This window comes from Pseudooceanicola antarcticus (assembly GCF_900215355.1).
Taxonomy (GTDB): Bacteria; Pseudomonadota; Alphaproteobacteria; order Rhodobacterales; family Rhodobacteraceae; genus Pseudooceanicola; species Pseudooceanicola antarcticus.
The window spans coordinates 380085-392860 of record NZ_OBEA01000003.1 but is presented as its reverse complement, the minus strand read 5'-3'; the positions used below and the strand labels follow the sequence as shown (position 1 = coordinate 392860).

Annotated in this window: 10 protein-coding genes; 4 read left to right on the top strand and 6 right to left on the bottom strand. The window is 67.7% G+C overall.

All coding sequences use genetic code 11. The features are described 5' to 3' along the window. Positions 1-91 precede the first annotated feature (91 nt). From CRO50_RS09855 to pdeM, 4 genes are read left to right on the top strand one after another with little or no spacing between them, the layout of a single operon-like run. Positions 92-754, top strand: coding sequence for a MarR family winged helix-turn-helix transcriptional regulator (locus tag CRO50_RS09855; RefSeq protein WP_232617661.1), 663 nt, complete (start codon positions 92-94; stop codon positions 752-754). 53 nt (positions 755-807) lie between these two features. Next, positions 808-1428 (top strand): GNAT family N-acetyltransferase, encoded by a 621-nt coding sequence (locus tag CRO50_RS09850; RefSeq protein WP_097145726.1) that lies wholly within the window; start codon positions 808-810, stop codon positions 1426-1428. A gap of 49 nt (positions 1429-1477) precedes the next feature. Beyond that, positions 1478-3874 (top strand): ligase-associated DNA damage response DEXH box helicase, encoded by a 2397-nt coding sequence (locus tag CRO50_RS09845; RefSeq protein WP_097145725.1) that lies wholly within the window; start codon positions 1478-1480, stop codon positions 3872-3874. A 41-nt stretch (positions 3875-3915) separates the two neighbouring features. Next, positions 3916-4566, top strand: a complete 651-nt coding sequence (pdeM, locus tag CRO50_RS09840; RefSeq protein WP_097145724.1) for a ligase-associated DNA damage response endonuclease PdeM — start codon at positions 3916-3918, stop codon at positions 4564-4566. Positions 4567-4876: 310 nt separating this feature from the next. On the opposite strand, the gene CRO50_RS09835 is transcribed toward pdeM, so the two are convergent. From CRO50_RS09835 to pal, 6 genes are all read right to left on the bottom strand, one after another. Next, the gene (locus tag CRO50_RS09835) at positions 4877-6595 is read right to left on the bottom strand and encodes a formate--tetrahydrofolate ligase (protein ID WP_097145907.1); all 1719 of its coding nucleotides are present in this window, start codon (positions 6593-6595) and stop codon (positions 4877-4879) included. Positions 6596-7062: 467 nt separating this feature from the next. Next, on the bottom strand, positions 7063-7668 hold the full coding sequence (locus CRO50_RS09830) for an MOSC domain-containing protein (protein ID WP_097145723.1): 606 nt from the start codon (positions 7666-7668) through the stop codon (positions 7063-7065). A gap of 160 nt (positions 7669-7828) precedes the next feature. Beyond that, positions 7829-9745 (bottom strand): ATP-dependent zinc metalloprotease FtsH, encoded by a 1917-nt coding sequence (ftsH, locus tag CRO50_RS09825; RefSeq protein ID WP_097145722.1) that lies wholly within the window; start codon positions 9743-9745, stop codon positions 7829-7831. Between the two features lie 80 nt (positions 9746-9825). After that, a complete protein-coding gene (gene tilS / locus CRO50_RS09820) occupies positions 9826-11094 on the bottom strand; it encodes a tRNA lysidine(34) synthetase TilS (protein ID WP_097145721.1) in 1269 nt (422 codons plus the stop codon). Positions 11095-11112: 18 nt separating this feature from the next. Beyond that, positions 11113-12015 carry a tetratricopeptide repeat protein gene (locus CRO50_RS09815; RefSeq protein ID WP_143516889.1) on the bottom strand — a complete coding sequence of 301 codons (903 nt, stop codon included), beginning with the start codon at positions 12013-12015 and terminating at the stop codon, positions 11113-11115. Between the two features lie 176 nt (positions 12016-12191). Then, a complete protein-coding gene (gene pal / locus CRO50_RS09810) occupies positions 12192-12704 on the bottom strand; it encodes a peptidoglycan-associated lipoprotein Pal (protein ID WP_097145720.1) in 513 nt (170 codons plus the stop codon). Positions 12705-12776: the final 72 nt, after the last annotated feature.

Sequence of the window (12776 nt, the reverse complement as noted above, 5' to 3'; positions counted from 1 at the left end):
TCTGCTTCTTGGATAGCCAGCGGGGCCGCTGATACACCTCTACTGGTGACAGGGACTTCTCCGCCTTGATAAACTGGATTGAAGCCTATATATGCAGATCGCAATTACATGTCAACAGCATGCAAATGATCCAGGGGAGGGTAGACCCATAGCCATCAAAGAAGAGGACCTTGCCGCGCTTCTGGCCGAGGCCGGCATTCCCGAGACGGCCACGCGTCAGGCGCTGGCCATCGACGCGGTGCTGCAGAAGTGGCGTCGTCGCGTCGGTCGGCGCGAATTGGGCAAGATGGCTCTGGACCGGCTGAACCTGGATATCGACCTGTCGAAGCTCGACGTGCTCATGGCCACCAGTGCCCCCACCAATGAATTCGGCGAGGAAAGCGGCGAGACCATGGTCTCGACCATCGCCTGCCGGCTCTCCATCGACCCGTCGCGCGCCTCGCGGCTGGTCTCGGACCTGATCGGCCAGGGCTACCTGCGGCGCGGCGTCAGCCAGCAGGACGCGCGGCGCACCATCGTCGAGCTGACCGACAAGGGCAGGCTCACGGTCGAGGCCGTGCGGACGCTGAAATTCATGATCCTCGGCGATTACATCAAGAACTGGGACAGCGCGGAGGTCGAACATTTCATCCCCCTGCTCGACCGTTTCTCGACCTGGTCAGAGGAAGCCGCGCAGAAGGATCAGACCCGTTTCGAGCCGACCATCGAAGCCCTGCGCGAGAAGCTGAAGAACGAGCTCCCCGAAGAGGGTTGACCTCTGAACCACTGGCCCCCTAGCTCTGCGGCCAAAGGGAGAGGAGACCCCACATGCCGCAGCTGCGTGCCTATCAGCCGGGCGATCTGGAAGCGCTCTACCAGATCTGCCTGAAGACCGGGGATGCGGGGCGCGATGCCACAGCGCTCTATTCCGATCCCCGCCTGATGGGAGAGATCTACGCCGCTCCCTACGGTGTTCTCGCCCCCGAGCTGACCTTCGTGGCCGAGGATGCGCAGGGCGTGGCGGGCTACGTGACGGGCAACCCCGACACCCGCGCCTGGGAAGCCCGGCTAGAGGCCGACTGGTGGCCCGCATGTCGCGCGCGCTACCCCGATCCCTCCGCGATCCCTCCCGAGGCGCGCAGCCCCGAGCAGGCGCGTGCCGCCTTCATCCATGCGCCCACCCCGGCCCCCGAGGGCGTGGTGGCCCGATACCCCGCCCATATGCACATGAACATCCTGCCCAGGCTGCAGGGGCATGGCATGGGCCGCGCCCTCTTCGAGCGCTGGCGCGCGGCAGCCCGTGACGCGGGCGTCACGGGCCTGCATGTCGGCGTCAACCTCGGCAATCCCGGCGGCCAGGCCTTCTGGGCCAAGTGCGGCTTCGTCCCCCTGCCCGAAGCGCTGACCGGACCCGCCCCCGGCACCTTCTGGATGGGTCAGGACATCTGAGCGCGCTGCCCCCTCGCCAAGCCCCCGCCTTGCCCCTATCTCTGATGGGATGACCCTTCCCGCCCCCTTCCCGGACTGGTTCGCCAAGCGCGGCTGGCAGATCCACCCGCACCAGCAAGAGATGCTGGCGCGCCGGGATGAAGGCGCGCTGCTGCTCATCGCCCCGACCGGCGGCGGCAAGACCCTGGCCGGCTTTCTGCCCAGCCTGCTGGAGCTCGCTGATGGCAGCCACCAGGGGCTGCACACGCTCTATATCTCGCCGCTGAAGGCGCTGGCTGCCGATATCCGCCGCAACCTCTCGACCCCGGTTGAAGAGATGGCGCTGCCGATCCGCATCGAGGACCGTACCGGCGACACCTCCTACACGGTCAAGCGCCGCCAGCGCGCAGACCCGCCGCATATCCTGCTGACCACGCCCGAAAGCCTGGCCCTGCTGCTGAGCTACGAGGACGCACCGCGCATCTTCTCCGGGCTGAAACGGGTGGTGGTGGACGAGATCCACGCCCTGGCAGAAAGCAAGCGCGGCGATCAGCTGATGCTGGGCCTGGCGCGGCTCGACCGGCTCTGCCCCGGCCTGCGCCGGGTGGGCCTGTCGGCCACAGTCGAGGACCCGCCAGCCCTGGCCCATTTCCTGGCCCGCCACCCCGATCCCTGCACCATCCTGCAAGCCGATCCCGGACCGGCGCCTGACATCCGCATGTTGCAGGTCGATACCCCTCCGCCCTGGTCCGGTGGCGGCGGCGCCTATGCCATCCCCGAGGTGCTGGAACAGATCCGCCAGCATCGCATCACGCTGATCTTCCACAACACCCGCGCCCAGGCCGAGATCTTCTTCCACAATCTCTGGATGGCCAACGAAGAGGGGCTGCCGATCGGCATCCACCACGGCTCGCTCGACCGCCAGCAACGCGAGCGGGTCGAGAAGGCCATGGTGCAGGGACGGCTGCGGGCGGTGGTCTGTACCGGCAGCCTCGACCTGGGCATCGACTGGGGCGACGTGGACCTGGTGATCCAGGTCGGCGCACCGAAGAACGTCAAGCGGCTGGTGCAGCGGATCGGCCGCGCCAACCACCGCTACAATGCGCCCTCCAAGGCGCTGCTGGTGCCGGCCAACCGCTTCGAGGTCGTGGAATGCGTGGCCGCGCTGGAGGCGGTGCAGGAAAATGACCTGGACGGCGACCCGCGCGGACCGGGGCCTCGGGATGTGCTGTGCCAGCAAATCCTGATCGCCGCCTGCTCGGGCCCGCTGGAGCCCGATGCGCTTTTCGCCGAGGTCGCCTCTGCCGGGCCCTATGCGACGCTCACCCGCGCCGAGTTCGACGATTGCCTGGAGTTCGTGGCAACGGGTGGCTACGCCCTGCGCGCCTATGACCAGTGGCAGCGGCTGAAACAGCGCCCGGACGGGCAATGGCAGCTGCGCGACCCGCGAGCGGCGCAGCTCATCCGCATGAACGCCGGCACGATCCAGGACAGCGACACCCTGAAGGTGCGGATGAAGCGCGGCGGCGGGCGGGCCCTGGGTGAGGTCGAAGAGGGTTTCGCCGCCTCGCTCACGCCCGGTGATACCTTCCTCATCGGCGGCCGCATCGTGCGCTACGAGGGGCTGCGCGGAATGACCGTCGAGGTCAGCCGCGATCCGGGGCGCAAGCCCAAGGTGGCGGTCTTCTCGGGCACCAAGTTCGCCACCTCCACCCAGCTTTCGCACCGCATCCTGCGCATGTTCAGCCAGGACAGCTGGCCCGGCCTGCCCGCCCATACCGCAGAATGGCTCTCGTTGCAACGCGAGGTCTCGCGCCTGCCGCAGCCCGGACGGCTGCTGATCGAGAGTTTCCCCCATGACGGGCGCCAGCACCTGGTGGCCTATGGCTTTGCCGGTCGCAACGCGATGCAGACCCTGGGCCTGCTGCTGACCAAGCGAATGGAGGAGCTGGGTCTCGCCCCCCTCGGTTTCGTCGCCACCGACTACGCCACACTGATCTGGGGGCTCGATCAGGTCAGCGACCCCGAGCCACTCTTCGACCGTGCCGCGCTGCAGGAGGGGCTTGAGGGCTGGCTGTCGGGCAATGCGGTGATGAAACGCACCTTCCGCGCCTCGGCCACGATCTCGGGGCTGATCAACCGGGTGACGCCCCAGGCACGCAAGTCCGGGCGGCAGGCGACCTTCTCGTCGGACATCCTCTATGACACGCTGCACCGCTACGACCCCGACCACCTGCTGATGCAGATCACCCGCGAAGAGGCCATGCGCGGCCTCGTCGACTTCGGCCGCATCGAAGAGATGCTGGACCGGATCTCGGGCATCGACCACCTGCGCCTGTCGCGGGTCTCGCCGCTTGCCGCGCCGCTCTTTCTCGAGGTCGGAAAGGTCCCGGTCGAGGGCGAGGGCCGCGCCCGTCTGGAAGAGGCGGAGGCAGAGCGCCTGATGCAGGAAGCCGGCCTGGCCTGAGCCCCCTTGCACGCGGCCCTGCCGCAGGGCAAGAACACAGCATGAACGGCTATCCCTTCACCCTTGCCGGGGCCGAGCTGACCGCCCTGCCCTGCGGCGCGCTCTACTGGCCCGCGCAGAAGCTGCTTTGCGTCTCGGACCTGCACCTTGGCAAGGCCGAGCGCGCCGCGCGGCGCAGCCTCTCGCCCCTGCCCCCCTACGAGACCCAGGACACCCTGGCCCGGCTGGAAGAGGCGATGGAGATGACCGGCGCCGAGACGGTGATCTGCCTCGGGGACAGTTTCGACGATGACGCCGCCGCCCGCGCCCTGCCGAGGGCCGATCAGCTCTGGATCGCCAAGTTGCAGGCGGGGCGGCGCTGGATCTGGATCGAGGGCAATCACGATCCCGGCCCGGTCGACCTGGGCGGAGAACACCTGGCAGAGCTGAGCCTCGGGCCGCTCACCTTCCGCCACATCGCCGAGCCGGACGCGCGGGGCGAGGTCTCGGGGCACTACCACCCCAAGGCCGGGCTGCGCGGGCGCTGGCGCCCCGCCTTCCTCGTTGACAGGACCCGCCTGATCCTGCCCGCCTTCGGTACCTATACCGGCGGGTTGCGCAGCCCCGACCCCGCGCTGAGCGCGCTCATGGCCCCCGAGGCCCTGGCGATCCTGACCGGAGACACCGCCCGCGCCATCCCGATGCCGCGCTGAAACGCGGCGCAGGCGTTTCCACTTTCCATGCAATTTCGGTGAATGGGCTGGCCTGCTGGCGCCTGGGCGCCTGAGTCCGCGAAAAGGCAAGTTACCGATTGGGGCGAGCCAATTGCTCTGACCCACTCAAGGTCATAAAACATGGAAAGTCATTTCGATTTCCTGCGTTTGACGCACACAGCTAAGGTAGATGCCTCCGCATCCCTCTCGCGCGCCATGTTCGATTTGAATCAACAGGGGCACAGCAGCGCGGAGCCAACCAGAGCGCCGCACTTCCAGATTCCGAACATTCCGCGCTGCGACCTGCGGATCAGAAGAGACCGACGACCTCGCCCTCGGCATTCAATCCGATGCTCTCGGCGGCGGGGTGACGCGGCAGGCCGGGCATGGTCATGATCTCTCCGCAGATCGCCACGACGAAGCCCGCGCCGGCGCTCAGGCGCACCTCCCGCAGCGGTACGCGGAAGCCCTCGGGCGCGCCGCGCAGGCTGGGGTCGGCAGAGAAGGAGTACTGGGTCTTCGCCATGCAGACCGGCAAGTCGCCGAAGCCCGCGGCCTCCCACTCCGCCAGCTGGTTGCGGATCTTCGCGTCGGCATCGACACCCTCGGCCCCGTAGATCCGGCGGGCGACGGTTTCGATCTTCTCGAAGAGCCCCATGTCGTCGGGGTAGAGCGGGGTGAAATTCACCTCGTCCGAGGCGGCAAGCTCGGCCACCCGCGCCGCCAGCGCCTGGGCCCCCGCGCCGCCATCGGCCCAATGGGTACACAGGTGGACTTCGGCGCCCAGGGCCTCAACGTGATCGCGGAGCGCGGCCAGCTCGGCCTCGGTGTCGCCGTCGAAACGGTTGATCGCCACCACGACCGGCAGCCCGAAGCCACGCAGGTTGCCGAGGTGCCGGGTCAGGTTGGCACAGCCGCGCGTGACCGCCTCGGCGTCCTCGGTCCCCAGATCGGTCCGCGCCACACCACCAGACATCTTGAGCGACCGCACCGTCGCCACCAGCACCGCCACATCGGGCGAGAGCCCCGCCTTGCGGCACTTGATGTCAAAGAACTTCTCGGCGCCCAGATCGGCCCCGAAGCCGGCCTCTGTCACCACGATATCGGCCAGTTGCAACGCCGCGCGGGTGGCGGCGACAGAATTGCAGCCATGGGCGATATTGGCGAAGGGGCCGCCGTGGACGAAGGCGGGGGTGTTCTCGAGCGTCTGGACAAGGTTCGGCTGCATCGCCTCGCGCAGCAGCACGACCATGGCGCCATCGGCCTTCAGCTCGCGCGCCGTCACCGGGGTCTTGTCGCGGGTGTAGCCGATGATGATGCGGCCCAGGCGCTCTTGCAGGTCCTCCAGATCGGTGGCGAGGCAGAGGATCGCCATGATCTCGGAGGCCACCGTGATGTCGAAGCCGGTCTGGCGCGGAAAGCCGTTGCCGGGCCCGCCCAGCCCCGTGGCCACGTCGCGCAGGGCGCGGTCGTTCATGTCCATCACCCGCCGCCAGGTGACCCGGCGCACGTCGATGTCCAGCGCATTGCCCCAGTGGATGTGGTTGTCGATCATCGCCGACAGCAGGTTGTGCGCGCTGGTGATGGCGTGGAAGTCGCCGGTGAAATGCAGGTTCATCTCTTCCATCGGGACGACCTGGGCATGACCGCCCCCCGCCGCGCCGCCCTTCATCCCGAAGCAGGGGCCAAGAGAGGCCTCGCGCAGGCAGATCGCCACCCTGTGCCCCAGTTGCGCCAGCCCGTCGCCAAGGCCCACGGTCGTGGTGGTCTTGCCCTCTCCGGCGGGGGTTGGGGTGACGGCTGTCACCAGCACCAGCTTGCCCTTCGGCGCCCCCAGCCCGGCCAGGAAATCTCGGTCGATCTTGGCCTTGTCGCGGCCATAGGGCAGCACCGCGTCTTCGGGGATGGAGAGCTTCGCCGCGATCTCGGTGATCGGGCGCTTCCGCGCTGCGCGGGCGATCTCGATATCGGAGGGCTGCGACGAGGCGTTGATGCTCTCGGCGGGACTGGTGTCGGGGGTACTGGTCATCTGCAACTCCATGGGTCTGGACGCCCTGCCAGCCTAGCGCGGGCGCGCGGCACTGTCCAAAGGCCCTGTCTTCATCCCCTCCCAGAGATGGCCCCTCAAATGGCCCGCGCCCCCGCTTCAGGGGGCATTCATGCAAGGGCGACATGGCGGGACTTCCCAAGGGTCAGGTATCCCCTACTGGCGGTAAAAATTTACTTGTGGAAAAGACAGCGGGAACTTTTCGCCTTCACGCGCCGTTAATTCCCCATAACGGACGATACCTCCACTAGCTGCCAAGGAGAGAAAGAATGAGATCCGCTGCCCTCGTCGTCTTCCCGAGCTTTGCCGCCACCATGGCCCTTGCCGTGGCGCTGTTCGGTTAACGTCCCCCCGCCGGTCGGTGCTGTCCCCTCACTGACCGGCACATTTCCCTCGAAAGGCCCGGATGCTGCGTCCGGGCCTTTCTCTTTTTCCGGATGCCTCAGGCCTCAGGCGCCCTTCAGCGCCTCGTCCAGGTGGCTCCAGCCGCGCTGCTGCGGGATATGCAGGCGCACCTCGTCACCCAGCCGGAACACCCCCTCGCGCTCGACCCAGGCGGTGACGCCGCGCCTTTCCCTGGCGGAGGGCTTGAAGCGTTTGCCGTGTCCGGGCTCCACCTTCTCGATTTCGCGCGCCGGAAGCTGGCAGGGCTGGTTCTCCATGTCCACGGTCAGCGTCGCGCCAGAGCTTGCCTGAAGCCGCGAAGAGGGCGGGATGTGGGTGAAATCGGGGATGCCCTCGATCACCATGGTGGCGCCCATCAGGGCCGGGTCGAGGCTGTCCAGCCCCATGGCCTCGGCGATCTGGGCGATCTCTTCGGCAGAAAGGATCGAGAACTGCCGCACGTTGCGGATCTCGGTCCCGCGCTCGGGGTATTGCGTCAGCACCCGCGAGCAGGAGGGACGGGTCAGACCACCGTGATCCTCGCCCTCGGGACCGGCAAAAGAGGCCACCAGGCTCTCGGCAGGCTGAGAGGGCAGGCCCGCGGCGCGATTCGGCACCGTGCCGAGCCAGGTGATACGTCCGGTGAACTTGGTGGCGATGAGCGCGGGCATGGCGTCCTCCTGCTGGGTCTGGCGGCAGGTTCCCCATGTGCCGGGCGAAGAGCAACCCGAAAGCTGCGCCCGGCCTGCGGAAAATGGACCGTCTTGATGCGAGGGCCCCAATGAAAAAGGCCGGAGCACCTGGCTCCGGCCTTTCTGGATCTTGCCTGGATCAGGCCGAGGGTTCCGGCTCCATCCCGCCGGGCTTCGGCTTGGGCTTGGTCTTCGGGATCGCCGCGACCGAGGGGGCAGAGCCCGCGTCGGGCTTGTCGTCCTCGTCCTTGTCCGGCTGGGGCGGCTCACCCCGGATGACGCGCTCGATCTCGGCGCCGGTCAGGGTCTCGTATTCCAGAAGCCCCTGAGCCAGGCGTTCCCATTCCTCGTTGCGCTCGGTCAGGATCTTGCGGGCCTGTTGGTAGCCCTCGTCGATGATCCGCTTCACCTCGGTCTCGATCAGCTCCTTGGTCTGGGCAGAGATCGAGAAGCCACCGGCGCCGCCGCCACCGCGGAAGGCCTCTGCGGCCTCCTGGTAGTCGATGTTGCCGACCTTGTCGGACATGCCCCACCGCATGACCATCGCACGCGCCAGGTTGGAGGCCTGCATAATGTCACCGGACGGCCCGTTCGAGACATGCTCTTCGCCGTACTTGATGATCTCGGCAGCCTTGCCGGCCATGGTCATGGCGATCTTCTCTTCCAGCTCGTCCTTGAAGTAGTTGAGCTGGTCCATTTCCGGCAGCGACATCACCATGCCCAGGGCCTGGCCGCGGGGGATGATGGTGGCCTTGTAGACCGGGTCGCACTTCGGCAGCGTCAGGCCGACGATGGCGTGGCCGGCCTCGTGGTAGGCGGTCATTTCCTTCTGCGCCGGGGTCATCACCATGGAGCGGCGTTCCGCGCCCATCATGATCTTGTCCTTGGCGTTCTCGAAATCGACCATGGTCACAAAGCGGCGGCCGACACGGGCGGCCATAAGGGCGGCCTCGTTCACCAGGTTGGCCAGGTCAGCCCCCGAGAAGCCCGGAGAACCGCGCGCGATGATGCGCAGGTCGACGTCGGGGCCCAGCGGGGTCTTGCGCGCGTGAACGCCCAGGATCTTCTCGCGGCCCTTGATGTCGGGGTTGGGCACCGTCACCTGACGGTCGAAGCGACCGGGGCGCAGCAGCGCGGGGTCCAGCACGTCGCGGCGGTTGGTGGCCGCGACGATGATCACGCCCTCGTTGGCCTCGAAACCGTCCATCTCGACCAGCAGCTGGTTGAGGGTCTGTTCGCGCTCGTCGTTGCCGCCGCCGTAGCCTGCGCCACGATGGCGACCCACGGCGTCGATCTCGTCGATGAAGACGATGCAGGGGGCGTTCTTCTTGGCCTGCTCGAACATGTCGCGGACGCGGCTTGCGCCCACACCGACGAACATTTCCACGAAGTCCGACCCCGAGATGGTGAAGAAGGGCACGCCCGCCTCACCCGCGATGGCGCGGGCCAGCAGCGTCTTACCGGTGCCCGGAGGGCCCACCAGCAGCGCACCCTTGGGGATCTTGCCGCCGAGACGGCTGAATTTCTGCGGGTTGCGCAGGAATTCGACGATCTCTTCCAGTTCTTCCTTGGCCTCGTCGATACCTGCGACATCGTCGAAGGTCACGCGGCCCTGCTTTTCCGTCAGCAGCTTGGCGCGGGACTTGCCGAAGCCCATGGCCCCGCCCTTGCCGCCACCCTGCATGCGGTTCATGAAATAGATCCACACGCCGATCAGCAGCAGGATCGGCAGCAGCGAGATGATGAAGGCCTGGAAGCCGTTCTCTTCCTGGCTGCGGGCCTCGACCGGAATGCCATCGGCGATCAGCTCGCTGGTGATCTCGGCATCCTCGGGCTTGATGGTGACATAGTCCTTTCCGTCAGCGCCGCGATACTGAACTTTCTCGCCATCCAGAGTGACCGAGGTAACGAAACCGTCATCCACCTCCTGCACGAACTGGGAATAGGGCCGGGACTGGCTCTGCAAGGTGGAGTTGGAGCCACCAAACAGGTTGAACAGTGCCACGATCAGAAGCAGCAGCACGGCCCAGAAGGCGAGGTTTTTTGCGGTACCCACGAAAGGTCTCCCCTAGATCTTACTCGTCATGCGCCTAGCATAAGGGCGTCCGGGATTAAATAAGCTTGATCGCCGCGGGTTCAATGCGCCAGCAGGGCGGCATGAAAGGCATCCTCGTCCCGGATCAGCTCGGCCCGCCATCCCCGGCCGAACCCCGCATGCGGTGCTGCGAGCAGCTTATCACCCAGCCAGACCGATGGATAGCCCAGCAGAGAGCGCCAGGGCAGCCCCCCGGCGCGCCAGTCGTCGCATTGCGCCAGCCCCGCTTCGCCCAAGGCCCGCAGCTCGCAGCCGGCCTCGACAAGCCCCGCAGCGCCCGGTGGATGCAGTCTCCAACGGCCATCCCAGGGCTCAGCTGGCGGGCAGCTCAGCCCTTCGACGGCAGAGAATTCGCGGCTGACGCGGATATCCTGATCGCTGAGGCTGATCAGGCAGCCATGCAGCGACATGCCGGTGCCCGAGCGGATGGCCTCGAGCGCCAGGGCCAGCGCTCGGCGGCGCGGCGGATAGTCGCTGCCCGAGATCCAGATCAATGCCTGGCTGAGGATGCGGCGGGCGATCTCGGGTTGCAGCACCCGGAACCCCTGCCGCGAGATGACGAGATCTCCGGCCTCGACCCTGACCAGCCCCTGCGACTCTGAAAAGGCGTACCAGCCGAGGGTGGCGCGCACCGAGCCCAGGTTGCGCGCGGTCTCCGAGATGGCCTGGATGCTCAGCCCCAGTGGCTCCAGCGCCACCAGGGCCTGGCGGGCGCGCACCCGTTCAAAGCGGGTGTCCTCGTTGGAGGGGTCGTCGACCCATTCGGCGCCGATGTCCTGCAGGTAGTCACGCAGGCAGCTGCGGCGCACCTCCAGCAGCGGACGCACCAGGGTGATCGACCCGACGCGGCGGCGCGGGGCCATGCCGGACAGGCCATCGACCCCCGAGGCGCGCGACAGGCGCATGAGGAAGGTCTCGGCCTGGTCATCGGCGGTATGGCCCAGGGCCACCTGGCGGATGCCATGGGCGCTGGCCCAGGATCCGAGAAGCTCGTAGCGGGCGCGGCGGGCCTGGTCCTGCAGGTTGCCCTCGCCCTGCCAGCCTTCCCAGCGAAGCACCTCATGGGGCACGCCCAGGCTCTGCGCGACACGGCCCACCATGGCCGCCTCTTCCGCCGCCTCGGGCCGCAACCCGTGATCCACCGTCACCGCGCGCAGGCTCAGGTCCGAGCCTTTCACGATCTCGGCCATCAGGTAGAGCAGCGCAAGGGAGTCGCCCCCGCCCGAAACGGCGAGGCCGATTTCCTCGGCCGGGCCAGGCAGGAAATGACCGGCGACGACCTCGGTCAGTAGAGAAGAGCTGTTGCTCATGGCATCTCGGCCTCTGCCTCAGCCGCACCCCTGATCGAGCGTCGCCTGGGTGGCCTGGGCGGCCCAGGGAGAGCTGGGGAAGCGCTTGCTGACCTCACCGAGGGTGACGCAGGATTCGGCCTGCTGGCCGAGCTGACCCAGCAGCAGACCCAGCCGGTGCAGAGCCTCGGGGGCGGTATCGCCCTTGGGCGCGGCAGAGAAGGCATCGAGATAGGCGCGGGCGGCGGATTTGATCTCTCCCTGCCCTTCCAGCGCGCGGCCACGGCCCAGGTCGGCCGCGGGCGAGAGCGGGCTGCCGGGGTAGGTGGCCTTGAAGGTCTCGTAGCCGCTGAGCGCACCGGGGAAGTCCCCCGCTTCCAGCTTGTCGGCGGCGGCCTGGAAATCGGCCTCTTCGCTGATCGCCAGCTGCGGCGCGCCCTCAGTGGGGGCGGGGGCCACAGGGGTGCTGATCACCGTCTCGCTGCCCGCGTCGCCGCCGCCAAGGGTGCTGGTCTCGCCCAGCTGGCTGAGGTCGCCGCCTTCCAGCTCGACCAGGCGGAATTCAAGGTCGCTGATGCGGTTGGTGCCATCGGACACGATCCGGTCGATGCGGTGGTCCATCTCTTCGGTGCGGGCGGTGAGCCGGCGCAACTCTGCCTCGAGCGCGTTCATCCGGTCGATCTGGCTGCCGCCGGTGGCCAGCTGCGACGGCGCGCCGGTGGTCGAAAGCTCGCGCTTCAGGCCCTGGATCTCGACGTTGAGCACCGTCAGCTGCTGGCGGATGTCGGCCAGCGTCGCCGCGCGGTCCTGCGCCTGCAGCCCGGCGCCCGGCTGCCCCAGCAGAAGCAGCGCGCCAAGCGCCAGGCTGGCGGCGAGGCGCGTTGCCGCGCGCGGGCGGAAGATCCCGAGGGGTCGGGGCCCGAAGGACGTGAAGCTGTGCATGCGCGTCTCCCTTGTCTGCGGCTTCCGCCGCCCATGGCACCGGCCTCCGGGGCCACTGCCGTCCCGGCAGGGACTGTCCCGGCCCCTGCCCTGCTGTCTCGGCGGCAGGCGACCCCGAGGGACCCGCCTGCCCTTCTCATGCCTTGTCATGGGCCACGCTCAGGCGGCCCGAGCGATCAGAACCCGGCGCCGGATTTCAGCACGGTCACCGCGCGGCGGTTCTTGGCATAGCAGGCCTCGGCCGAGCAGATCTCGAGCGGGCGTTCCTTGCCGTAGCTGATGGTGCTCAGACGGTAGTCCGGCACACCCATCGACACCAGGTAATCGCGCACCGAGGTGGCCCGGCTGGCGCCCAGGGCGAGGTTGTATTCCCGCGTGCCCTGCTCGTCGGCATGGCCTTCGATCTGGGCCTGGTAGTCGGCGTTGGCCAGCAGCCACTGGACCTGCTGGTCCAGGATCTGGCGAGCGGCGGGGTTCAGGGTCGACTGGTCAACCTCGAAGAGCACCCGGTCCCCCACTGCCTGCTGGAAATAGGCCGGAGAGGTCGGGTCGGAGGGCAGACCGTTTGCGCCGCCCGAGGCATTCAGGTCGGTCACGTTGTCGAAGCGGTCGGGGCTCATCGAGCTGCACCCCGCCAGACCCAGTCCGAGGGTCGCGGAGAGTAGGATGGCTTTTGCCAGATAGGTCATGCGGAGGGCCTCATATGTTTTGTTGTTAACCTATAGTAAGCGCGGGACACCGGGCAAGGCACCCCCGCGCCT